Genomic DNA, 22,481 nt, shown 5'->3' with positions numbered 1-22,481 from the left:
TAGCAAAGCCCACAAATATTTCCTGCCCTCGCTCAATATTCCCGCCGTCAGGTCGATAACTGTATTGCACGATTTTTCTTCATTTCCCAGGGCAAACTATGTTTACGAAAATCCGCGTTGTGACCAGCCTGTTGCTGGTGTTGTTGGTGTTTGGCGTACTGCAGCTGGCTTCCGGCTCGCTGTTTTTTAAAGCGCTGAGTGACGACAAAAAAAGTTTCAATACCTCTCAGCTGGCGAGCAAAAACATTGCCGCCATCAATGATGCTTACATGAGCCTTAACCAAAGCCGCGTGATCCTGACGCGTATCCAGCTGCGTATTGCCACAAGTAAACTGACCGGCACCGAAGCTGACATCGGTACGCTGTTCGGGCAGAGCAGGACATTCCAGCAGACGGCGCAGGATAACTTCACCCTGTTTAAAAACACGCCGGACACGCCGGGCCAGAACCTGCAGCTCAACCAGCAGCTGGAGCAGACCTATAAAGCTTACGCCAGTGCGCTGGCTGAGATGCAGCAGGTACTGCAGCACAACGATACCGCCGCAGCCGGCAAAGTACCGGTGGCCCCGACGCAAAGTGCCTTTCTGGAAAACTACACCCAGTGGCGTGCCGACCAGGATCGTCTGACGGCGGCCGGCGTGGCGGCGAACAGCGCCGCTTACGAGCACATGATGTGGCTGCTGGGGCTGGTACTGGCGCTGGTGGTGGGCGTGATCGTGCTGTGCTGGTTCGGCCTGCGTAAGGTGCTGATCAAGCCACTCAACGACAGCATCCAGCACATTGAACACATTGCGCAGGGCGATTTAACCCAGACCATCACCGTCGAAGGACGTAATGAAATGAGCCAGCTGGCGAGCAAGCTGCAGGAGATGCAGCAGGCGCTGGTGCGCACCGTCAGCAACGTGCGCGACGGCTCGGACGCCATTTTTACCGGCGCCAGCGAAATCTCCGCCGGCAATAACGATCTCTCGGCGCGTACCGAACAGCAGGCGGCGTCGCTGGAGCAGACCGCGGCCAGTATGGAGCAGCTCACCGCCACGGTGAAGCAGAACGCCGAGAACGCACGGCAGGCCTCGCAGCTGGCGCTCAGTGCATCGGAAACCGCGCAGAAAGGCGGAGAAGTGGTGGAAGGCGTGGTGCGCACCATGCACGATATCGCCGGCAGTTCGAAGAAGATTGCCGACATTACCAGCGTGATTGACGGTATCGCTTTCCAGACCAACATCCTCGCGCTCAACGCCGCAGTCGAAGCGGCGCGCGCCGGGGAACAGGGCCGTGGCTTCGCGGTGGTGGCCGGTGAAGTGCGCAACCTTGCCCAGCGCAGCGCGCAGGCGGCGAAGGAGATCAAAGGGCTGATTGAAGACTCGGTGCGTCGCGTTGACAGCGGCTCACAGCTGGTCGGCACGGCGGGCGATACCATGGGCGAAATCGTCAATGCGGTGACGCGCGTCACCGACATCATGGGCGAGATCGCTTCGGCATCGGACGAGCAGAGTCGCGGTATCGATCAGGTCGGCCAGGCGGTGACCGAGATGGACCGCGTCACGCAGCAGAACGCCTCGCTGGTGGAAGAGTCGGCGGCGGCGGCGGCCTCGCTGGAGGAGCAGGCCAGCCGTCTCAGCCAGTCGGTGGCGGTGTTCCGCATTCCACGTGGCGCTCAGCCTGCCAGCAGCACGGGCGTGCGCCATCCGCAGATCGCCCCGCCGCAGGCCAGTGCGCCACGCAAAGCGCTGACCGCGCCGGTCAGCGACGCCAACTGGGAAACGTTCTAAGCTGAAACGGGAGCGGACAACGCGCCGCTCCCTCATCTCCTGCTTTCTTTACTTATAAAACGCTGTAAAAAAGCTTTAATTCAGCATTATCCCTCGTAAAGTCCGGTAAACCCTCTCAAATATTCAGCGCAGCGGTCGATAAACAGGGCGTAACCCCCTTTTTGGAGACACCATGTTAAAACGAATCAACGTCGTCACCAGCCTGATCGCCGTCCTGCTGGTGTTCGGTGCTATGCAATTACTGTCCGGCGGGCTGTTCTGGTCGGCATTACAAAAAGATAAAGAGGCGTTTGCTGTGGCACAAACGTCAAGTAATAACGTCGCTGCCATGTCCGATGCCTGGATTGAACTCAACCAGACCCGTACCGTGCTCAACCGCGCCATGCTGCGCATGCAGGGCAGCATGGCATCACAAACCAACGGCGGCCAGCTTAATGCGCTGATCGCGCAGACGGAGAAACAGCTCGACACCGCGGCCGGCCACTATCAGCGCTATTACGATCTGCCGGCGACGCCGGGGCTGCCGGATGCGCTGCGCGACCGGCTGGAAGCGGATTATGCCGCATTCAATAACGGCCTGAAGGCGATGCTGGCCCGGCTGAAAGCCAACGATCTGCAGGGCATGTTTGATCAGAACATCGAAGCCAAACAGGTCAAAATGAAAGCCACCTATGAAGAGTGGCGCAGCGCGCAGAGTGCTTTAGCCGCCGAGGGCGTGGCGCAGAACCAGCGTGCCTTCCACACCATGATGTGGCTGCTGGCGATTGTCGCAGTGATGGTGATCGCGGTAATCGTCGCCTGCTGGTTTGGCCTGCGCACGGTGCTGATTCAGCCGCTGCATCAGTTGCTCGGTCACATTCGCCATATCGCCGCAGGCGATCTGACGCAGACCATCACCGTTGAAGGGCGTAACGAAATGAGCCAGCTGGCCAGCAGTCTGCATGAAATGCAGCAGTCGCTGGTGCACACCGTCGGCAACGTACGCGACGGTTCGGACGCCATCTTTACCGGCGCCAGCGAAATCTCCGCCGGCAACAACGATCTCTCGGCGCGTACCGAGCAGCAGGCGGCGTCGCTGGAGCAGACCGCGGCCAGCATGGAACAGCTCACCGCCACGGTGAAGCAGAACGCTGAGAACGCCCGGCAGGCTTCGCAGCTGGCGCTCAGCGCGTCGGAGACCGCACGCAAAGGTGGTGACGTGGTTGAGGGCGTGGTGCGCACCATGCATGACATCGCCGGCAGTTCGAAGAAGATCGCGGATATCACCAGCGTGATCGACGGCATTGCCTTCCAGACCAATATCCTCGCGCTTAACGCGGCGGTCGAAGCCGCGCGCGCCGGTGAGCAGGGCCGTGGTTTTGCCGTGGTAGCGGGCGAGGTGCGTAACCTGGCGCAGCGCAGCGCGCAGGCGGCGAAGGAGATCAAAGGACTGATTGACGATTCGGTCAGCCGGGTTAACGCCGGTTCGCAACTGGTCGGCACCGCAGGTGACACCATGCAGGATATCGTCGGTGCGGTGACGCGCGTGACTGACATCATGGGTGAAATCGCTTCGGCCTCGGATGAGCAGAGCCGTGGCATCGACCAGGTGGGCCAGGCGGTGACCGAGATGGACCGCGTCACGCAGCAGAACGCCTCGCTGGTAGAAGAGTCGGCCGCCGCCGCGGCCTCGCTGGAGGAGCAGGCCAGCCGCCTGAGCCAGTCGGTGGCGGTGTTCCGCATTCCGCGCGCGTCGGCAGCGGCTCCTGTGCGTCCCCCGCTGACCACGACACCGCCGGCGGCGCGCAAAGCCGCTGCGGCCCCGGTGAGTGACGGAAACTGGGAAACGTTTTAATCATTGCCTGAATCGACCCTCTCCCGCCGCAGGAGAGGGTCGCGTGGCTGGTCCTTCTCCGGTTTGCTGCTGGTCTTACCCCTTTCACCTCACATAAAGATCCGCGCCTGCGCGCCGATAACACCAGCGATCCGCCAATTAATGAGGTGTTTATGTTTAGTCGTGTTCGAGTGGTATCCGGCCTGCTGTGCGTGCTGGCGTTATTTGCCTTACTGCAGCTGTTTTCCGGAGGAATGTTTTTTTCAACGGTGAAAGCCGATAAAGATAATTTTGCGTACAACCAACGTCTTAGCACCCTGCAGCGGGCGATGGGCACCTCATGGGTTTCGCTGGTACAGGCGCGTAACACACTGAACCGTGCCGGTATCCGCTATCTGCTGGACAGTCAGCAGGCCGGCTCCGGTGCCACGGTAAAAGATCTGGTGGCGCTGGCCAATACGGAGCTGAAAACCGCCGATCAGAGCTTTGCCGAGTTCAACGCTAACCTGTCGGAAAAGGGCAAAAGCGCGGAGAACGTGCTGACGCTGCAGGCTAACTACAACGCGTTTCGCGGGGCGCTGGCCGAGCTGATTGATTTTCTCAGTGCCGGTAACTTTAAAGGCTTTGTCGATCAGCCAACGCAGGGTTTTCAGGACAAATTTGAAAAGGATTACAACGCCTGGCTCGCCTACAACATTGTGCTGGCAAAACAGGGCATTGACGCCAATGAGAGCGCTTACCAACACGCGATTATGCTGGTGGTCGGTACGCTGCTGGTGACGCTGCTGGTGATTGCGCTGGTGTGGAGCGGTATGCGTACGGCGCTGATCCGTCCGCTGCAGCAGAGCATTGAGCACATCCGCCATATTGCGCGCGGCGATCTGACGCAGCCGGTCGATCTCAGCGTGCGCAACGAAATGGGCGACCTGCTCAGTTCGCTGCAGCACATGCAGCAGGAGCTGGCGCGCACCGTACGCATCGTGCGCGACGGTTCTGACGCCATCTACACCGGCGCCAGCGAAATCGCCATGGGCAACAACGATCTCTCTTCGCGTACCGAACAGCAGGCCGCATCGCTGGAGCAGACCGCGGCCAGCATGGAGCAGCTGACCGCCACCGTGAAGCAGAACGCGGAAAACGCCCGTCAGGCGTCGCAGCTGGCGCTGAACGCGTCCGAAACGGCGCAGCAGGGCGGCAAAGTGGTCGATGGCGTGGTCAGCACCATGAAGGACATCGCCGGCAGTTCGAAGAAGATTGCCGATATCACCAGCGTGATTGACGGTATCGCCTTCCAGACCAATATCCTCGCGCTGAACGCCGCGGTGGAAGCGGCACGCGCCGGTGAGCAGGGGCGTGGTTTCGCCGTGGTCGCGGGCGAGGTGCGCAGTCTGGCCCAGCGCAGCGCGCAGGCGGCGAAGGAGATCAAAGGCCTGATTGAAGATTCGGTCAGCCGCGTCAATACCGGTTCGGTGCTGGTAGAGAGCGCGGGCGAAACCATGAGCGAGATCGTCAACGCGGTGACCCGCGTGACCGACATCATGGGCGAAATCGCCTCGGCTTCCGATGAGCAGAGCCGCGGTATCGACCAGGTTGGCCTGGCGGTGAACGAGATGGACCGCGTCACCCAGCAGAACGCCGCGCTGGTGGAAGAGTCCGCGACGGCGGCGGCGGCGCTGGAAGATCAGGCCAGCCGACTGAAACAGTCGGTGGCGGTGTTCAATATTGGTAAAGAATTTGTCGCCCAGGCCGTTAACGTAACTACAGCGCCAAAAATTGCGCGTCCGTCTGCACCGCAGGCGCTGGCGCAAGCGGCAGGAGCTCGTGGCGCTGACGATAACTGGGAAACCTTTTAACCCTTGTGGCCGCCGCAGGGCGGCCCGTGTGAATGGTGTGCACTGGCAGCACAGTAGCAACCGCAGTATCACAATTTAATCAGTTTGTTGCCGGGTGACCCGAAATGAAGAAATCGACGTTATTGGATCAAAATGAAGCCACGACGCTGCTCTCACAAATGGTGCAGCGCCTGCCGCTTTCCGATACACATTTTCGTCGTATCAGCCAGCTGATCTATCAGCGTGCGGGCATCGTGCTGGCCGACCACAAACGCGAGATGGTTTACAACCGTCTGGTACGTCGGCTGCGCATGCTGAATATTGATGATTTTGGTCGCTATCTGGCGCTGCTGGAGCAGGACCCGAACAGTGCCGAGTGGCAGGCGTTTATTAACGCACTGACCACCAACCTGACCTCATTTTTCCGTGAGGCGCACCACTTCCCGATTCTGGCAGAGCATGCGCGCAAACGCAGCGGCAACTACAGCGTGTGGAGCACCGCCGCTTCAACCGGTGAAGAGCCGTACTCGATTGCCATGACGCTGGCGGAAACGCTGGGCACCGGACCGGGGAAATTTTCTGTCCACGCCAGTGATATTGATACGCAGGTGCTGGAGAAAGCGGTAGCGGGCGTTTATCGCCAGGAGGAGCTGCGCACCTTATCGCAGTCGCAGCTGCAGCGCTTCTTCCTGCGCGGCACCGGTCCGCACGCCGGCATGGTGCGCGTGCGCAGCGAGCTGGCCAACATGGTGAACTACGCGCAGCTCAATTTACTGGCGCACGACTGGGCGTTGCCGGGGCCGTTCGACGCGATTTTCTGTCGTAACGTGATGATCTATTTCGATAAAGAGACGCAGGAACAAATCCTGCGCCGTTTTGTCCCCCTGCTGAAGCCGGGCGGTCTGCTGTTTGCCGGGCATTCGGAAAACTTCAGTCAGATCAGTAAAGAGTTCTGGCTGCGTGGACAGACTGTCTATGGACTGACCAAGGAAAGACGATGAGCAAAATCACCGTGATGTGCGTGGATGATTCCGCGCTGATGCGCCAGTTGATGACGGAGATCATCAACAGCCATCCCGATATGGAGATGGTCGCGACGGCGCCGGACCCGCTGGTAGCGCGGGATTTGATCAAACAGTACAACCCGCAGGTGCTGACGCTGGATGTCGAAATGCCGCGTATGGATGGCCTCGACTTCCTCGAAAAACTGATGCGTCTGCGGCCGATGCCGGTGGTGATGGTTTCGTCGCTGACCGGTAAAGGATCGGAAGTGACGCTGCGTGCGCTGGAGTTAGGCGCGGTGGATTTCGTCACCAAGCCGCAGCTCGGCATCCGTGAAGGCATGCTGGCCTACAGCCAGATGATCGCCGACAAGATTCGCGCCGCCGCGCGCGCCAAACTGCATGCGCGTGCTGCCACGCCGCAGCCGGTAATGCTGAAAGCGGGACCGCTGCTGAGCAGTGAAAAGCTGATTGCTATCGGCTCTTCAACCGGCGGCACCGAGGCGATTCGCCATGTGCTGCAGCCGCTGCCGGCCACCAGCCCGGCGCTGCTGATTACGCAGCATATGCCGCCCGGTTTTACCCGCTCGTTTGCCGAGCGGCTGAACAAGCTGTGCCAGATCACCGTGAAAGAGGCGGAAGACGGCGAGCGTATTTTGCCCGGTCACGCCTATATCGCGCCGGGCGCGATGCACATGGAGCTGGCGCGCAGCGGTGCCAACTACGTGGTGAAACTGAACGACGGACCGCCGGTGAACCGCCATAAACCGTCGGTGGACGTCCTGTTCCGCTCGGTTGCGGTCAACGCCGGGCGAAATGCAGTGGGGGTCATTCTGACCGGCATGGGCAACGACGGCGCGGCCGGGATGCTGGAAATGCACCGCGCCGGCGCGTGGACCATCGCCCAGGATGAAGCCAGCTGTGTGGTATTTGGTATGCCGCGCGAAGCGATAGCGATGGGCGGCACCAGTGAAGTGGTCGATCTGGGTCACATCAGCCAGCATATGCTGGCCAAAATTAGCGCCGGACAGGCATTGCGAATTTAACGAGCCGGTCCTGCCGGACAAGACAACACAGGAGTAGATATGGCTGATAAAAACATGCGCTTTTTGGTAGTGGACGACTTCAACACGATGCGTCGTATCGTCCGTAACCTGCTGAAAGAGCTGGGATTCAATAACGTGGAAGAGGCCGAGGATGGCGTCGACGCCCTGACCAAACTGCGTGCAGGCGGCTTCGATTTCGTTATCTCTGACTGGAACATGCCGAACATGGACGGTCTGGAACTGCTGCAGACCATTCGTGCCGACGCCACGCTGGGCAAACTGCCGGTGCTGATGGTCACAGCCGAAGCCAAGAAAGAGAACATCATCGCCGCCGCGCAGGCCGGTGCCAGCGGTTACGTGGTGAAGCCTTTCACTGCCGCCACGCTGGAAGAGAAGTTGGGCAAAATCTTCGAAAAACTGGGTATGTAAGGAGATGTGATGAGCGACCTTCCGAAACCAACTGAAGAAGCTTCGGCACACGAGATTATTGCCCGGATTGGCTCTCTGACACGTATGCTGCGTGACAGCCTGCGCGAACTGGGGCTGGATCAGGCCATTGCCGAAGCGGCAGAAGCGATTCCGGACGCGCGTGACCGTCTGGATTATGTGGTGCAGATGACCGCACAGGCAGCGGAACGTGCGCTGAACTGTGTGGAAGCGGCGCAGCCACACCAGGACCAGATGGAAGCCGGCGCCACCCAGCTGAAAGGCCGCTGGGATGCCTGGTTTGAAAACCCGATCGAGCTGGCGGATGCACGCGAGTTGGTTTCGGATACGCGCCAGTTCCTTGACGACGTTCCGTCTCACACGGCGTACACCAACAAGCAGCTGCTGGAAATCATGATGGCGCAGGATTTCCAGGACCTGACCGGTCAGGTAATCAAGCGCATGATGGATGTGATCCAGGAGATCGAACGCCAGCTGCTGATGGTACTGCTGGAGAACATGCCGGAAGCCAATGCGGCGGCACGTAAAGAGGGCAACAGCCTGCTGAACGGTCCGCAGATCCATGCTAACGCGCCAGGTGTGGTTTCCAGCCAGGACCAGGTTGACGACCTGCTGGACAGTTTAGGTTTTTAATGCTGATCGGGTGTTCAACCCGCATCCGAACCCTCTCCCGCCCGGGAGAGGGGACCGCACGACGTGTTTTCCCGTCTGATCGCCCTGTATGCCCTTAGGTGGCGTAAAATCTGAAACATAGCAAGACAAGTCCTACGTTGGCGCAAGGATATGTTAAGGTAACCTCGTACAGTTTTGTGAGCTACTTCAAATTCTAAACTGAAACGACTACTCTTTTGCTATGCTGCCATTGGTTCTGACCCGCAAAATTTTCGCTGCTGTAACTTTAGGGGCCCCTGTACTGGCGGCCGTTGCGCCTGCGCAGGCCTTCACCGGTAACAGCGACGTCTCCGCCACACCGTTTGCCGATCCGGCACGTTTCCAGAAAATTGCTGATGAATTACCGGCGCTGGGCTATCAGGACGATACGTCGGCGTTCAGTAAAAAGCTGGCGGGCATTGCCAAAAGCATCGGCGAGGCCAGCCAGAACAGCGACAGCGATACCACGCTGGGTCAGCAGGCCGGTATCTGGGCGTTTAACCATTTTCGTGATGAGGTTGCCACCCGGGTGGCGGATGAAGGGCAGTCGCTGCTGTCGCCTTATGGCCAGGCACAGATCGATCTCAACGTCGATATGGAAGGTAACTTCAGCGGCAGCGGGGCTTCGCTGCTGACGCCATGGGCCGATCGCTACAATTACCTCACGTTCAGCCAGCTGGGCGTGCACCAGACCGATGACGGGCTGGTGGGCAATGCCGGGCTGGGACAGCGCTGGGTGGCCGGCAGCTGGCTGCTGGGCTATAACGGCTTCGTTGATCGGCTGTTCGACAGCGGCTTGCAGCGCGCTTCGCTGGGCACCGAGGCCTGGAGCGACTACCTGCGCTTATCCGCCAACTACTACACGCCGCTGTCCGGCTGGCGCAATCGCAACCCGTTCCAGCAGCAGCGGCTGGCGCGCGGGTATGATGTCACCACTCAGGGCTATCTGCCGTTTTACCGCCAGCTGGGCGTGTCGGTCAGCTGGCAGCAGTATCTCGGCAACAATGTCGATCTGTTTAATTCCGGCAACAGCTACCACAATCCTTCAGCGCTGACGCTGGGCGTCTCCTACACGCCAGTGCCGCTGGTTACCGTATCGGCCAGCCACAAAACCAGTAATGAAGGCGAGAGCCAGGATCAGCTCGGCTTACGTCTCAACTACCGCTTTGGCGTGGCGCTCAGTCAGCAGCTCAATCCGGATAACGTCGCCGCCGCGCGTTCGCTGCGCGGTAGCCGCTATGATTTGGTCACGCGCAGCAATACGCCGGTGCTGGAGTTCCGCCAGCGTAAAACCCTGTCGGTATTCCTCGCCACGCCGCCGTGGCAGCTCAATGCGGGCGAGAGTTTGCCACTGAAACTGCAGATCCGCAGTGCTCATCCAATCAGTAAAGTCAGCTGGCAGGGCGATACGCAGGCGCTGAGCCTGACGCCGGGTGCCGATCCCAACGACCCGCAGGGCTGGAGTATTATTATGCCCGCGTGGGATGCGTCGCCTGAGGCGAACAACAGTTATCGCCTGTCGGTGACGCTGGAGGACAGCAAGCAAAATCGCGTGACTTCCAACTGGATTACGCTGCAGGTGCAGCCGCCGGTGATGCTGGAGCAGGGGGGCGAAAACCGCTTCGACCTGCTGGCGCCATAATCAGCGCGGCACCAGAGAAAAAGGGCAGCCGGAGCTGCCCTTTGCTGCATCCTCAGCCGACACTTGCCGGGATGCCATGAGGGTAAATCACCATCAGAACTGGTACACCAGACCTACCGCGGTAATATCGTCGGTTTTCAGGCGCAGCGCGTTGTCATCTTTCAGCAGGTTGATGCGGTATTCGCTGTAGACCGACATGTTCTTGTTGAAGTAGTAGGTGGCACCGACGGACGCGTATTTGAACAGCCAGGCGTCGCCGACGTTTTCAATATTTTTGCCCTTTGAGCTCACGTAGCCCAGCGACGGACGGAAACCGTTCAGGAACTGATACTGCGCCACAGCTTCAAAGTTCACCGCTTTGTTGGCGAACCCGCTGTTACCGATTGGCGTGGCGTTGTGGGATTCGCCGTAGATGGTCGCCAGATAGAGCTGGTTAGCATCATATTTCACCCCGGTTTCCCAGTGTTCGGCTTTCTCACCTCTGCCGTAGGTGGCAAGGTTTTGCGCGCTGACGCGATTGAGGCTGGCATAGGCGGCAACCGCGCTCAGGCCAAAGTCGGTGTCATACGAGGTGGAAAGCGCGAAACCATCACCGTTGGAGCGGCGTACCGCCAGGTTTGGCGTTGCCGCGCTGTCGCTGCGCTCGTTTTTCCCTTCGTACTGCGCTGCGACGTTCCAGCCTTTAACCAGACCGAAGAAATCTTTGTTACGCCAGGTCAGCACGCCGGTGGAGCGACCGGACAGGAAAGCATCGACATAACCGGAATCACCGCCGAAGAAAGGCAGCATATCGGTATAGCCCAGCACGTCATAAATCAGACCATAGTTACGGCCATAGTCGATCGAACCAAACTGCGCAAACTTCAGACCCGCATAGCCGAGGCGGGTTTTGTTACCGGCCTGCGCATCGGCACCTTCCGTGTTACGCAGGCTGAACTGCGATTGCCAGAAACCGTAGCCGGTCAGCTGATCGGTAATTTTGGTTTCGCCCTTAAAACCGATACGGACATACGATGAGGTATCACCATCATTGGTGGTGTCATCGGAGAACAGGTGCGACACGTTGATTTTGCCGACCAGATCCAGCTTGTTACCATCCTTATTATAGATTTCAGCGGCCTGAGCCACAGAAAATCCCAGCAGCAATGGCATGACCGCTGCCAGTAAAGTGCGCTTCATCATTTATATTTTTACCCTGTGTTATTTTTTAATTTTTTAAGCCCCTGGTGGGGTGACAAGAAAATGACACAAAAGGATAAAGATCAGTAGTGCAATAGTTGTAACAAATAATTTCTTATTGGCTATTTGTGCGATTTTCATACGGCAATTCCATTATTCGGAAATGGAAATCGCTTTTACTTATCATGATTAAGTGAGCATTTAATCGGCGATTAATATTTATCTTATTGATAAGTAATGATTAAATTAAGAATGGTATGACTTAATAAAAATAGCGTTTTATTGCCTTAAATAGCACAAGCCTATGCCTTAAAGTTCAATGCTTATGAATCAAAGCAGGCTGATAGTCACCCCATAAATTATCCGCATTGACGCGCTGTGTCGGTTTATTTCAGGCTAAATAATATCCCGATCTTTAATACGTTTAATTACCGGCCAGCCTGGCACAGGGTAGCCAAAATAAGTTAATCAGTTGTTACTAATAAGCGGCCGACATGCACCACGCCGATGCCTGAACCGGGCTGTCACTTGCACCCGCTAAGCGCAGTGCGCCCCAAAATGGCGCAACAGACGCCTCATTTTGGCGAAATATCTGCTGTGCGATCACAAAAGCAATATTTCATTTTGCGAATGCATAAATCCGCTAAACAAATTACTGCGGTGCCGCTGTCATCGGATGGTTATTCACTTTTTATGCATTAAATGTGCATAGCGAAAGGGTGTAACTTATTGATATTTCGTTGCTGAACCTGATTTATGCATTTATTCCTCTGGCTGGCACGTTAACTGCACTCTATAGTCGAGCTGCAACTCAGCAAATTTTAACAATTTTAAAACAAAAGCTTCACCCGAAGTGAGGCAGGAGAAATGGCTATGTCACTGCAGGTTTCACGTCACGATTTCGATCAATGGATGATGCCGGTTTATGCCCCTGCGGCTTTTGTGCCGGTGCGTGCCGAAGGTTCTACGCTATGGGATCAGCAGGGCAAAGAGTACATCGATTTTGCCGGTGGCATCGCGGTGAACGCGCTTGGCCATGCCCATCCCGCGCTGCAGCAGGCACTGACCGAGCAGGCCGGTAAACTGTGGCACACCGGCAACGGCTACACCAACGAACCGATTCTGCGCCTGGCGAAGCAGCTGATTGATGCCACCTTTGCCGACCGCGTGTTCTTCTGTAACTCCGGGGCGGAAGCCAACGAGGCCGCGCTGAAGCTGGCGCGTAAAGTGGCGCACGACCGTTTCGGTGCCGAAAAAAACGGTATCGTCGCCTTCACCAATGCCTTCCACGGCCGCACCCTGTTCACCGTTTCAGCCGGCGGCCAGCCCGCCTATTCGCGCGATTTCGCCCCGTTACCGCCAGCCATTCAGCATGCCACCTTTAACGATCTGGCCTCGGCGTCGGCCTTAATTAATGACCAGACCTGCGCGGTCATCGTCGAGCCGATTCAGGGCGAGGGCGGTGTATTACCGGCCGATCCGGCGTTCCTGCGCGGACTGCGCGAACTGTGCGACCGCCACCATGCGCTACTGATTTTTGATGAAGTGCAGAGCGGCGTCGGCCGCACCGGCTCGCTGTATGCCTATATGCATTACGGCGTCACGCCGGATGTGCTGAGCACCGCCAAGGCGCTGGGCGGCGGCTTCCCCATCGGTGCGATGCTGACGCGTGAAGATCTGGCGCAGGTGATGGGCGTCGGCACGCACGGCACCACCTACGGCGGCAACCCGCTGGCCGGTGCGGTGGCCGGTAAAGTGATGGAGCTGATCAATCAGCCTGAGTTTATGGCTGGCGTTGCCGAGCGGCACCAGTGGTTTGTCACGGCGCTGCAGGAAATCAACCAGCGGCTGCCGGTGTTTAAAGAGATTCGCGGCCTGGGGCTGCTGATTGGCGCGGTACTGAATGACGATTTTGCCGGTAAAGCCAAACAGTTCAACCTGACGGCGGCGGAAGAGGGCGTGATGGTACTGATCGCCGGTGCCAGCGTGGTGCGCTTTGCCCCGGCGCTGAACATCAGCGAGGATGAAGTAAAAGAAGGGCTGGCGCGCTTCGAACGCGCCTGCGCACGCGTGCTCAAAGGAGCCACATCATGATGGTGATTCGCCCCGTCGAACGTGACGATCTGCCGCAGCTGCTGGCGCTGGCGGGGAAAACCGGCGGCGGTCTGACCTCGCTGCCCGCTGACAGCGAAACGCTGAAGGCGCGCATTGAGCGCTCGCTGCAAACCTGGCAGGACGCGCTGCCGCGCGCTGAACAGGGCTACGTGTTTGTGCTGGCGGATAGCAGTGACAATCGCGCCGTCGGCATCTGCGCCATTGAAGTGGCGGTAGGTTTGCAGGATCCCTGGTACAACTTCCGCGTCGGTACCCAGGTGCACGCCTCGAAAGAGCTGAACGTCTACGCCAGTTTGCCGACGCTGTCGCTGAGTAACGATCACACCGGCAGCAGCGAACTGTGCACGCTGTTCCTCGATCCTGACTACCGCGACGGTAAAAACGGCCATCTGCTGTCCAAGTCGCGCTTTCTGTTTATGGCGAATTTCCGCGAGCGCTTCATGAAGCACGTGGTTGCGGAGATGCGCGGCGTTAGCGACGAGCAGGGACATTCGCCATTCTGGGACAGCGTGGGCAGCCGTTTCTTCTCCATGGAGTTTCGCCAGGCCGATTTTCTCAGCGGCACCGGGCAAAAAGCCTTTATCGCAGAACTGATGCCCAAGCATCCGCTGTATATCCACTATCTCTCGGAAGCGGCACAGCAGGTGATTGGTGAAGTCCACCCGAAAACCGCGCCGGCGCGCGCGGTGCTGGAAGCCGAGGGTTTCCGCTATCTCAACTATATCGACATCTTTGACGGCGGCCCGACGCTGGAGTGTGAGATCGACCGCATCCGCGCCATCCGCAAGAGCAAAGTGCTGACCGCCAGCGAAGGCGAAGCTGAGGCGCACTGGCCGCTGTGTCTGGTGGCGAACTGCGACTATCAGCAGTTCCGCGTGGCGCTGCTGCCGGTCGATGTCGCATCCGGTCAGGTTCTGATTAATCAGCAGCAGCGCACCGCGCTGCGCTGCGACTATGGCGATTCGCTGCGGGTGGTTACCCTGGGTCGCGAGGAGAATAACGCATGACGCATTTTATCAACGGTGAATGGCAGCCGGGCAGCGCGGAGACGCTGAGTAAACACAATCCGGTAAGCGGCGAGATCTTATGGCAGGGCAACGCTGCTTCTGCGACGCAGGTGGCGGCGGCCTGTGAGGCGGCTCGCGCGGCGTTTCCGGCATGGGCACGTCTGCCGTTTGCTGCCCGCCAGGCGCGGGTAGAGGACTTTGCCCGTCTGCTGGAGCGGGATAAAACCGAGCTGGCGGCGATCATCGCACGTGAGACCGGCAAGCCGCGCTGGGAAACGCTGACCGAAGTGCAGGCGATGATCAATAAAGTGGCCATTTCGATTAAGGCTTATCACACCCGCACCGGCGAGCAGGCGGAGGGTGAGAGTTCACTGCGCCACCGGCCGCACGGCGTGCTGGCGGTATTCGGCCCGTATAACTTCCCGGGCCATCTGCCAAACGGACATATCGTGCCGGCGCTGCTGGCGGGCAACTGCGTGTTGTTTAAACCGAGCGAACTGACCCCCGCCACCGCAGAGAAAACCGTGCAGCTGTGGCAGGAAGCGGGCCTGCCGGCGGGTACGCTGGCGCTGTTGCAGGGCGGACGTGATACCGGCCAGGCGCTGGCGCAGGCGGAGCAGATTGACGGCCTGCTGTTTACCGGTAGCGCGGCCACCGGCTATCACCTGCATCGCCAGTTCGCCGGACAGCCGGAGAAAATGCTGGCGCTGGAGATGGGCGGCAACAATGCGCTGATTGTGGAAGATCCGGCCGACATTGATGGCGCGGTGCATATCGCCATTCAGTCGGCGTTCATTACCGCCGGCCAGCGCTGCACCTGCGCGCGTCGTTTGCTGGTGAAACGCGGTGCGGCGGGCGATGCCTTCCTGCAGCGCCTGGTCGAGGTGAGTGCGCGCCTCAAACCGGCAGCGTGGGACGCCGAACCGCAGCCGTTTATGGGCAGCGTGATTTCGCCCGCCGCCGCCGGGCAGATCTTCGCCGCCTGGCAGCAGCGGGTTGAGCTGGGTGGCAAGGTGCTGCTGGCGATGCGCTGGCCGGATCGCGACAGCGCGATTATTACGCCCGGCATCATCGACATGACCGGCGTCGCCGGACTGCCTGACGAAGAGGTGTTCGGACCGCTGCTGCAGGTCATCCGCTACGACCATTACGCGCAGGCGATTGGCCTCGCCAACGACACGCGCTACGGATTGTCGTGCGGGCTGGTGTCACCACAGCGTGACCAGTTTGATCAGCTGTTGCTGGAAGCGCGCGCCGGCATCGTGAACTGGAATAAACCGCTGACCGGCGCCGCCAGTTCGGCACCGTTTGGCGGCGTAGGCGCTTCCGGTAATCACCGTGCCAGCGCCTGGTACGCGGCAGATTACTGCGCCTGGCCGATGGCATCGCTGGAGAGCAGCAGCTTAGCGCTGCCGGGCAGCCTGTCGCCAGGGCTCGATTTTGCTGCTTCAGGAGCGACATCATGAAGGCGTTTGAAGCAAACTTTGATGGTCTGGTCGGCCTGACGCACCACTACGCTGGCCTGTCGTTTGGCAACGAAGCCTCCACGCGCAATCAGCTGCAGCCCTCCAATCCGCGGCTGGCGGCTAAACAGGGGCTGCTGAAAATGAAGGCGCTGGCCGACATGGGCTATGTGCAGGGGGTTATCCCTCCGCACGAGCGGCCTAATCTGCCGCTGCTGCGCCAGCTGGGATTCAGCGGCAGCGATGCGCAGGTGCTGGCCAAAGCAGCCCGGCAGGCACCGCAGCTGCTGTCAGCGGCCAGTTCGGCGTCGGCGATGTGGGTGGCCAATGCGGCCACGGTTTCGCCATCGGCCGACAGCGCCGACGGCAAAGTGCATTTGACCGTTGCCAACCTCAACAATAAGTTTCACCGGGCGATTGAAGCGCCGGAAACCGCCGACCTGCTGCGCGCCATCTTCCGCGATGGCCGCCACTTCAGCGTACACGACGCGCTGCCGCAGGTGGCGCTGTTTGGTGACGAAGGCGCAGCCAACCATAACCGCTTCAGCGCTGACTATGGCGCGCCCGGCGTTCAGCTGTTTGTCTACGGTCGTGACGGCCAGCAGCAGGGCAGCGCACCGGCGCGCTATCCGGCGCGCCAGACGCGTGAAGCCAGCGCGGCGGTGGCGAGACTGCATCAGCTGGATGACGCGCGCACGCTGTTTGCTCAGCAAAATCCGGCGGTGATCGATCAGGGGGTGTTCCACAATGATGTAATCGCCGTCAGCAATCAGCAGGTGTTTTTCTGCCACGAAGAGGCGTTTGTCGACCAGCCCCAGCTGCTGCAACAGCTGGCGGCGCAGGTGCCAGGCTTCCAGCCGGTTGTGGTACCGCGCGATCGCGTGTCAGTGGCTGATGCGGTGAACACCTATCTGTTTAACAGCCAGCTGCTGCAGCATCCGGACGGCGGCATGCGGCTGGTGCTGCCGGAAGAGTCGCGTCAGCATCCCGGCGTGTGGCGCTACCTGAGCGAGCTGGTGGAGAGCGGCGGCCCGATTCGTGAGCTGCAGGTGTTTGATCTGCGCGAGAGCATGTGCAACGGCGGCGGACCGGCTTGTCTGCGTCTGCGCGTGGTGTTAACCGAGGCGGAGCGTCAGGCCGTCAATCCGGCCGTGCTGATGAACGATCGCCTGTTCACGCGTCTGAATGACTGGGTGGATCGTCACTATCGCGACCGCCTGACGCAGGCCGACCTGGCCGATCCGCAGCTGCTGAGCGAAGGGCGAAGCGCGCTGGACGAGCTGACACAGCTGCTAGACTTAGGCAGTGTCTACGCGTTTCAGCGTTAACGCCGGGGGCAAATGTGTTGCCCCCTGTGTCAGAAAGGAGTGAACATGCAGGACTTTTTACAGCAAACCTTGTCAGGCAGGCCGCCCGCGCAGCGGCAGGGCAGTAACGCCCACCTGCACTGGCAGTGGCACGATGAGGGCATACTATCCCTGACACCGCATACGCCCACGCAGCAGGCGCTGGTTCTCTCCGCCGGGATTCACGGCAACGAGACTGCCCCGGTGGAGATCCTCAATCTGTTGCTGACGCCGCTGCTGCAGGGGGAAAAACCGCTGGCCGTGCGCCTGCTGGTGATCCTCGGCAACCCGGCAGCGCTGCGCAGCGGCAAACGCTACCAGCATTATGATATTAACCGGCTGTTCGGTGGCCGCTGGCAACAGGTGGCCGACGTACCGGAGGCGCAGCGCGCGCTCCAGCTGGAGCAGGCGCTGGAGAACTTCTGGTGCGAGTGCCTCGATCACGAAATTCGCTGGCATCTCGATTTGCACACCGCGATTCGCGGTTCGTGGCATACGCGCTTTGGCGTGATGCCGCTCAACAGCCAGCCGTGGCCAGCGGATTTTTTACACTGGCTGGCAGCGGCCGAGCTGGAGGCGCTGGTGTTTCACCGTGCGCCGGGCGGCACTTTTACCCACTTCAGCTGTGAACACTACGCCGCTGCCAGCTGTACGCTGGAGCTGGGAAAGGCGCTGCCGTTTGGCGAGAACGATCTTACTCAGTTCAGCGGCGTGCAGCGTGCGCTGGCGGCGCTGCTGTACGGTGAGGCGCTGCCGGCGGTGCGCGAGACGCCGCGCCATTATCGCGTAGCGCAGCAAATCACCCGGCACGGCGAGCAGTTTGTTCTGCATATGGGCCCGGAAACTCTCAACTTCACGGCTTTTCCGCAGGGCACGCTGCTGGCAGAAGAGGGTGAGCGGCGCTATTACGTGCAGCAGGCGCGTGAATATGTGCTGTTCCCCAATCCCAACGTGGCACCGGGCCTGCGCGCCGGGCTGATGCTGGTGGAGGAGAGTGAGCAGACCCAGGCGCTGGAGTTGTAATCGAAAGCTTTACCCGGCAGTCCCTCCTCTCCCTGTGACGGGAGAGGTCACGGGTGAGCAAATTAACGACATTTTCCCTTCCGCAAAACCGACAAAGCCATTACACTCCTCCTTAATTCCTGCGCTTTCCCCTTGATCGTCATACTCTTTTGCAATTCCTCACGCATTTCTTCGCAATCTCTCCATGATTGCCCGATATCTGTCTTTTATGCTTGCAGGGCTTTACTCAGCCTCTGAGTAGTTGACGTTCAGCGTCGTATGCTTGTTTCCGAAGACGCGACACAGGCTGTCGTCATTAAACTGAAAAGTAAGGACAATATTATGCGTAAACTGACCTCCCTGTTTCTGGCTACCGCAATGGCTTTCGGCGCCGCCAATATCGTCCATGCTGCGGCTGACAACCTGACGCCGCCGCCAGCGGGCAGTGAAAAACCGATGCACAAGCCGATGCGCCACCACGGCATGGACATGATGTTCAAAGACCTCAACCTGACCGACGCGCAGAAAACCCAGATTCGCGACATCCTGCGTGACAGCCATAAAGACATGAAGCGTCCATCGCTGGAAGAGCGTCGTGCTAACCACAGCATCATCGCATCCGACACCTTTGACCGTGCCAAAGCAGAAGCGCAGGCAGACAAAATGAGCGCCAATGCGAAAGAGCATGCGCTGAAGATGCTGGAAACCCAGAACAAGATCTATAACGTGCTGACGCCAGACCAGAAGAAGCAGTACAACGCCAACTTTGAGAAACGTCTGACAGAAAAAGGCCCGCATGACGGTAAAATGCCGCCACCGCCGGCTGATGGCGAATAAGCCGTTTAGCTCACCGGTTTGAGACCGCCGACGTTGTCCATGGCACACTGTGCTTTGGGCAGCGTCGGCGGTTTTGCGTTACAGCTCAATCAGCGGATAAACGCCGGACAGCAGCGGTCGGCAGAGAATTTTGTAGCCGTCATGGTCGAAGCCGTGACGCGCACGCTGCAGCTGACGCGCTTCCTGCTCACTGCTGACCGATCCCAGCCAGAACCAGTGATCGATGACGTGAATCTGCGTCATCTCCGTCCCGCGCTCCACCATACCCACCGGGCCCTGCCACGGCCAGCACACCACGCGCAGCTGCTCCAGCCCTGCCAGCAGGCGCTGCTGATGCGCCGCCAGCGGTTCCGCCCCGCAGCAGGCACCGGCACAGCGTTTAAGCGCCGCGCGGAAACAGCCGCGTCCCGGCTGCAGGCGCTCTAATCCCAGCAGGCCGTGACACAGGCGCAGCTCATCGGCAAGGCTTTTCAGCTTCTCTAACGCGGCAAAGCGGCTGCGGAATAACCCGTACAGGTCAGGCGAGGAGGAGAAATCGAGATCGCGTGCGTACACCACCTGCGGTGCGCCGTCGCCCAGCTGCAGCGAGCACAGCTGGCGGTTTTTGCGCAGGCGCTTATTGAACAGTGGCTGCTGCGTTTTGATCATCTGCGCTTCGAGCAGCTGTGCGCCCACGTCCCCGGCGGTGGGGATCCAGCTGACGCGTCGCGCCTGGCGCAGCATACTGGCTTCATCCGCCGTGCGAAAATGGGCCATCACCCGGCTGCGCAGGTTGATACTCTTGCCGATGTACAGCGGCAGGTTGTCGTTATCACCGTGGAAAGTGTAAACGCCCGGCTGATTAGGCAAGCCTTCCAGCCACTGACGCAGATGTTCGGGATATTGATAGATAGCCGCCGCATCAAATTCGAGGCGATGGCGGTTTGCTCGTCTGACCAAAGAACGCTCCGCTTACTGGTTGTGCATACAGTATATCAGCGTGCGCGTTTTCTCGCCAGCGGGGACGTGAAGAGGCTGGCTTCCCGCCGGGGGAGCGGGAAGCCGCAGGGATTACTTCTTCCAGAAGTCGTCGAACACGGTGATCGGCGGACGACGTTTATGCTCGGTTTTGGTGTACCAGCCTTCAATGATTTTCGCCGCGTCGGCGTCGATGGTTTTGCCTTCAAGGAAATCATCAATCTGCTGATAGGTTACGCCCAGCGCCACTTCATCCTGCAGACCGGGACGATCGTCCTCCAGATCGGCGGTGGGGTGTTTGAGATAGAGGTGTTCCGGGCAGCCGAGCGCTTTCAGCAGCTGTTTGCCCTGGCCCTTGTTGAGGCGGAAAATCGGGTTGATGTCGCTGCCGCCGTCGCCGTACTTGGTAAAGAAGCCGGTCACGGCTTCTGCGGCGTGATCGGTGCCGACCACGACGCCTTTGGTCATGCCGGCAATGCTGTACTGGGCTTTCATGCGTTCGCGCGCTTTCTCGTTGCCGCGCACAAAATCCGACAGGGCAATTCCCGCCTCCTGCAGCGCGCGCTCGCTGGCCAGTACCGCTTCTTTGATGTTGACCACCAGCGTGCGATCCGGCTGGATAAATGCCAGCGCATCCTGACAATCCTGCTCGTCAGCCTGCACGCCATACGGCAGGCGCACGGCGATAAAGCTGTAGTCGTGATCGCCGGTCTCTTCACGCAGTTCAGTGATAGCAGTCTGCGCCAGCTTGCCGGTCAGCGTTGAGTCCTGACCGCCGCTGATGCCGAGCACCAGGGTTTTGATAAACGGATGGGCTTTCAGATAGGACTTCAGAAAATCGACGCTGACGCGGATCTCCTGCTGCGGGTCGATAACCGGTTTAACACCCAGGGCCTGAATGATTTCCTGCTGCAGTGACATGAACCTCTCCTCAAGTCGGTAGCCTGACGGCACAATGCGAATCATGTGCTAAAGCTAACGCCTCCGCAGAAAAACAACAAGCCGAACGGCTTGTTGTCCGGTGTTTCTGTTGTCAATTCAGGCGCTTTTTGGTTTCTGCGCCAGCAGCATGAACATCACAATGGCCAGCATAAAGCAGCCAAAGATGGTAGCCGTCATGCTGATTACCGAGGTGCCACCAAGGCCGGTGATTGGTACGCTGAGCGCGCCGAGCGAGAACATCGCAACGCCGATCACCGCCGAGGCGCTGCCGGCGCGGTGGCCCTGGCTCTGCATCGCCAGCGATGACGCGGTGGTGGCGATCACGCCGTTACTGGCGATGGTGAAGAACAGCGCCACCAGCACCAGCGGCAGCGGCGCGCCGCTCACGCCGGCCAGCAGCAGGCAGCTGGAGGCGACAAACGCCAGCGTCAGGCCGCCCTTCAGCACGCGATATTCGCCCCACAGCGGACAGAGCCGGGCGCTGGTCTGGGAAGCAATCACCAGGCCAATACCGTTCGCCGCAAAGCACAAGCTGAACGCCTGCGGTGACAGGCCGTAAATCTGCTGCAGTACAAACGGCGAGGCGCCGATATAAGCAAACATGCCGGACATCATGAAGCCCTGCGTCAGGCAGAAGCCCATAAACGGCCGGTGGGTGATGACCTGGCCGAGCGCCGCCCAGGCGGAGAGGATCGATCCCTGGCTACGGCGTTCGGCCGGCAGGGTTTCGCGCAGCTTCCAGCGCGCCAACAGAATCAGCAGCACGGCAATCGCGCCCAGCACTACAAAGATGCCGCGCCAGTTCAGCACCGTCATCAGCGCACCGCCCAGCACCGGCGCACCAATCGGCGCCAGGCCATTCACCAGCATCAGCAGGGCAAAAAAGCGCGTCAGCTCATGGCCGCTATACATATCGCGGGCAATGGCACGCGACAGCACCGCGCCGCCGGCACCGGCCAGCCCTTCAAACAGGCGCGCCACCAGCAGAGCGTGAATATCCTTCGCCAGCGCACAGCCAATTGAGGCGATGAACAGCAGCGCCAGCGACAGCAGCAGCGGACGAATACGTCCAAACTTATCGCTCATCGGACCAAACAGCAGCTGTCCGGCGCCCAGCCCCAGCAGACCGGCGGTCAGACTTAGCTGGGCGGTGGCGGTTTCGCTACCGAGGTCGCGCGCCAGTTCAGGCAGGGCAGGCAGATAGAGATCGATACAAAGCGGCCCGAGCGCGGCGAGCAGGCCGAGCGTGATGGCATAAACCAGCCGGTTAGGGTGTGCAGGTGTCATTGATCCTCTGTGTTATTTTTGGCTTTAAGATGTATCTTGCGCCGCGATTATACGGAGCCGGTGACGGCAACACAGCATCTTTACGTAATCCTGACGCTTCAGAACCGACCGAAAGCACCGCCATTGAGTTGATAAATCTGGA

18 protein-coding genes are annotated in these 22,481 nt (G+C 59.5%); 14 read left to right on the top strand and 4 right to left on the bottom strand.

Annotated elements, in window-relative coordinates; all coding sequences use genetic code 11:
* Nucleotides 1-98 precede the first annotated feature (98 nt).
* From E7738_RS06210 to E7738_RS06175, 8 genes are all read left to right on the top strand, one after another.
* Nucleotides 99-1,772, top strand: coding sequence for a methyl-accepting chemotaxis protein (locus E7738_RS06210; protein ID WP_058785635.1), 1,674 nt, complete (start codon nucleotides 99-101; stop codon nucleotides 1,770-1,772).
* A gap of 172 nt (nucleotides 1,773-1,944) precedes the next feature.
* Entirely contained in the window at nucleotides 1,945-3,606 is a 1,662-nt protein-coding gene (locus E7738_RS06205; protein WP_394516210.1) for a methyl-accepting chemotaxis protein, read from the top strand.
* A 152-nt stretch (nucleotides 3,607-3,758) separates the two neighbouring features.
* Nucleotides 3,759-5,438 carry a methyl-accepting chemotaxis protein gene (locus tag E7738_RS06200; protein ID WP_058769680.1) on the top strand — a complete coding sequence of 560 codons (1,680 nt, stop codon included), beginning with the start codon at nucleotides 3,759-3,761 and terminating at the stop codon, nucleotides 5,436-5,438.
* A 104-nt stretch (nucleotides 5,439-5,542) separates the two neighbouring features.
* Nucleotides 5,543-6,418, top strand: a complete 876-nt coding sequence (gene cheR / locus E7738_RS06195) for a protein-glutamate O-methyltransferase CheR (RefSeq protein WP_031279190.1) — start codon at nucleotides 5,543-5,545, stop codon at nucleotides 6,416-6,418.
* Nucleotides 6,415-7,464, top strand: coding sequence for a protein-glutamate methylesterase/protein-glutamine glutaminase (locus E7738_RS06190; RefSeq protein WP_021506273.1), 1,050 nt, complete (start codon nucleotides 6,415-6,417; stop codon nucleotides 7,462-7,464). The genes cheR and E7738_RS06190 overlap by 4 nt, the downstream gene beginning before the upstream one ends.
* A 39-nt stretch (nucleotides 7,465-7,503) precedes the next feature.
* Nucleotides 7,504-7,893: a chemotaxis response regulator CheY gene (gene cheY / locus E7738_RS06185; RefSeq protein ID WP_021506272.1), complete on the top strand. Its 390-nt coding sequence runs from the start codon at nucleotides 7,504-7,506 to the stop codon at nucleotides 7,891-7,893.
* 9 nt (nucleotides 7,894-7,902) lie between these two features.
* The gene (cheZ, locus tag E7738_RS06180; RefSeq protein ID WP_058757663.1) at nucleotides 7,903-8,544 is read left to right on the top strand and encodes a protein phosphatase CheZ; all 642 of its coding nucleotides are present in this window, start codon (nucleotides 7,903-7,905) and stop codon (nucleotides 8,542-8,544) included.
* 220 nt (nucleotides 8,545-8,764) lie between these two features.
* Nucleotides 8,765-10,204 (top strand): YchO/YchP family invasin, encoded by a 1,440-nt coding sequence (locus E7738_RS06175; RefSeq protein WP_152391082.1) that lies wholly within the window; start codon nucleotides 8,765-8,767, stop codon nucleotides 10,202-10,204.
* A 93-nt stretch (nucleotides 10,205-10,297) separates the two neighbouring features.
* Here the strand turns inward: E7738_RS06175 and E7738_RS06170 are convergent, their stop codons facing one another.
* Entirely contained in the window at nucleotides 10,298-11,386 is a 1,089-nt protein-coding gene (locus E7738_RS06170; RefSeq protein ID WP_031279188.1) for a porin, read from the bottom strand.
* Between the two features lie 870 nt (nucleotides 11,387-12,256).
* Here E7738_RS06170 and E7738_RS06165 point away from each other — a divergent pair.
* The 6 genes from E7738_RS06165 (at nucleotide 12,257) to spy (ending at nucleotide 19,153) form a co-directional block, all read left to right on the top strand.
* Nucleotides 12,257-13,477, top strand: coding sequence for an aspartate aminotransferase family protein (locus tag E7738_RS06165; RefSeq protein ID WP_394516209.1), 1,221 nt, complete (start codon nucleotides 12,257-12,259; stop codon nucleotides 13,475-13,477).
* On the top strand, nucleotides 13,474-14,505 hold the full coding sequence (gene astA, locus E7738_RS06160; protein ID WP_021506267.1) for an arginine N-succinyltransferase: 1,032 nt from the start codon (nucleotides 13,474-13,476) through the stop codon (nucleotides 14,503-14,505). Before E7738_RS06165 ends, astA begins: the two co-directional genes overlap by 4 nt.
* On the top strand, nucleotides 14,502-15,971 hold the full coding sequence (gene astD, locus E7738_RS06155; protein WP_394516208.1) for a succinylglutamate-semialdehyde dehydrogenase: 1,470 nt from the start codon (nucleotides 14,502-14,504) through the stop codon (nucleotides 15,969-15,971). The genes astA and astD overlap by 4 nt, the downstream gene beginning before the upstream one ends.
* Nucleotides 15,968-17,296: an N-succinylarginine dihydrolase gene (gene astB, locus E7738_RS06150; RefSeq protein WP_278708242.1), complete on the top strand. Its 1,329-nt coding sequence runs from the start codon at nucleotides 15,968-15,970 to the stop codon at nucleotides 17,294-17,296. Before astD ends, astB begins: the two co-directional genes overlap by 4 nt.
* A 45-nt stretch (nucleotides 17,297-17,341) precedes the next feature.
* Nucleotides 17,342-18,337: a succinylglutamate desuccinylase gene (astE, locus tag E7738_RS06145; RefSeq protein WP_150361763.1), complete on the top strand. Its 996-nt coding sequence runs from the start codon at nucleotides 17,342-17,344 to the stop codon at nucleotides 18,335-18,337.
* Nucleotides 18,338-18,658: 321 nt separating this feature from the next.
* Entirely contained in the window at nucleotides 18,659-19,153 is a 495-nt protein-coding gene (gene spy, locus E7738_RS06140) for an ATP-independent periplasmic protein-refolding chaperone Spy (RefSeq protein ID WP_021506263.1), read from the top strand.
* Nucleotides 19,154-19,231: 78 nt separating this feature from the next.
* Here spy and cho read toward each other — a convergent pair whose 3' ends face one another.
* The 3 genes from cho to E7738_RS06125 form a co-directional block, all read right to left on the bottom strand.
* Nucleotides 19,232-20,092 carry an excinuclease Cho gene (gene cho / locus E7738_RS06135; protein WP_058757668.1) on the bottom strand — a complete coding sequence of 287 codons (861 nt, stop codon included), beginning with the start codon at nucleotides 20,090-20,092 and terminating at the stop codon, nucleotides 19,232-19,234.
* 111 nt (nucleotides 20,093-20,203) lie between these two features.
* Nucleotides 20,204-21,031 (bottom strand): ammonia-dependent NAD(+) synthetase, encoded by an 828-nt coding sequence (nadE, locus tag E7738_RS06130; RefSeq protein ID WP_021506261.1) that lies wholly within the window; start codon nucleotides 21,029-21,031, stop codon nucleotides 20,204-20,206.
* A 117-nt stretch (nucleotides 21,032-21,148) separates the two neighbouring features.
* A complete protein-coding gene (locus E7738_RS06125) occupies nucleotides 21,149-22,339 on the bottom strand; it encodes a multidrug effflux MFS transporter (RefSeq protein WP_058769686.1) in 1,191 nt (396 codons plus the stop codon).
* Nucleotides 22,340-22,481 lie beyond the last annotated feature (142 nt).

The sequence above is a fragment of the Pantoea sp. SGAir0430 genome, assembly GCF_043549295.1.
The sequence above is the reverse complement of the archived record's forward strand: the minus strand, read 5'-3'. Positions and strand labels throughout refer to the sequence as shown.

Coding starts and splice junctions, on each gene's coding strand:
- E7738_RS06210 (WP_058785635.1), top strand. CDS start 99: ATGTTTACGAAAATCCGCGTTGTGACCAGCCTGTTGCTGGTGTTGTTG.
- E7738_RS06205 (WP_394516210.1), top strand. CDS start 1,945: ATGTTAAAACGAATCAACGTCGTCACCAGCCTGATCGCCGTCCTGCTG.
- E7738_RS06200 (WP_058769680.1), top strand. CDS start 3,759: ATGTTTAGTCGTGTTCGAGTGGTATCCGGCCTGCTGTGCGTGCTGGCG.
- cheR (WP_031279190.1), top strand. CDS start 5,543: ATGAAGAAATCGACGTTATTGGATCAAAATGAAGCCACGACGCTGCTC.
- E7738_RS06190 (WP_021506273.1), top strand. CDS start 6,415: ATGAGCAAAATCACCGTGATGTGCGTGGATGATTCCGCGCTGATGCGC.
- cheY (WP_021506272.1), top strand. CDS start 7,504: ATGGCTGATAAAAACATGCGCTTTTTGGTAGTGGACGACTTCAACACG.
- cheZ (WP_058757663.1), top strand. CDS start 7,903: ATGAGCGACCTTCCGAAACCAACTGAAGAAGCTTCGGCACACGAGATT.
- E7738_RS06175 (WP_152391082.1), top strand. CDS start 8,765: ATGCTGCCATTGGTTCTGACCCGCAAAATTTTCGCTGCTGTAACTTTA.
- E7738_RS06170 (WP_031279188.1), bottom strand. CDS start 11,386: ATGATGAAGCGCACTTTACTGGCAGCGGTCATGCCATTGCTGCTGGGA.
- E7738_RS06165 (WP_394516209.1), top strand. CDS start 12,257: ATGTCACTGCAGGTTTCACGTCACGATTTCGATCAATGGATGATGCCG.
- astA (WP_021506267.1), top strand. CDS start 13,474: ATGATGGTGATTCGCCCCGTCGAACGTGACGATCTGCCGCAGCTGCTG.
- astD (WP_394516208.1), top strand. CDS start 14,502: ATGACGCATTTTATCAACGGTGAATGGCAGCCGGGCAGCGCGGAGACG.
- astB (WP_278708242.1), top strand. CDS start 15,968: ATGAAGGCGTTTGAAGCAAACTTTGATGGTCTGGTCGGCCTGACGCAC.
- astE (WP_150361763.1), top strand. CDS start 17,342: ATGCAGGACTTTTTACAGCAAACCTTGTCAGGCAGGCCGCCCGCGCAG.
- spy (WP_021506263.1), top strand. CDS start 18,659: ATGCGTAAACTGACCTCCCTGTTTCTGGCTACCGCAATGGCTTTCGGC.
- nadE (WP_021506261.1), bottom strand. CDS start 21,031: ATGTCACTGCAGCAGGAAATCATTCAGGCCCTGGGTGTTAAACCGGTT.
- E7738_RS06125 (WP_058769686.1), bottom strand. CDS start 22,339: ATGACACCTGCACACCCTAACCGGCTGGTTTATGCCATCACGCTCGGC.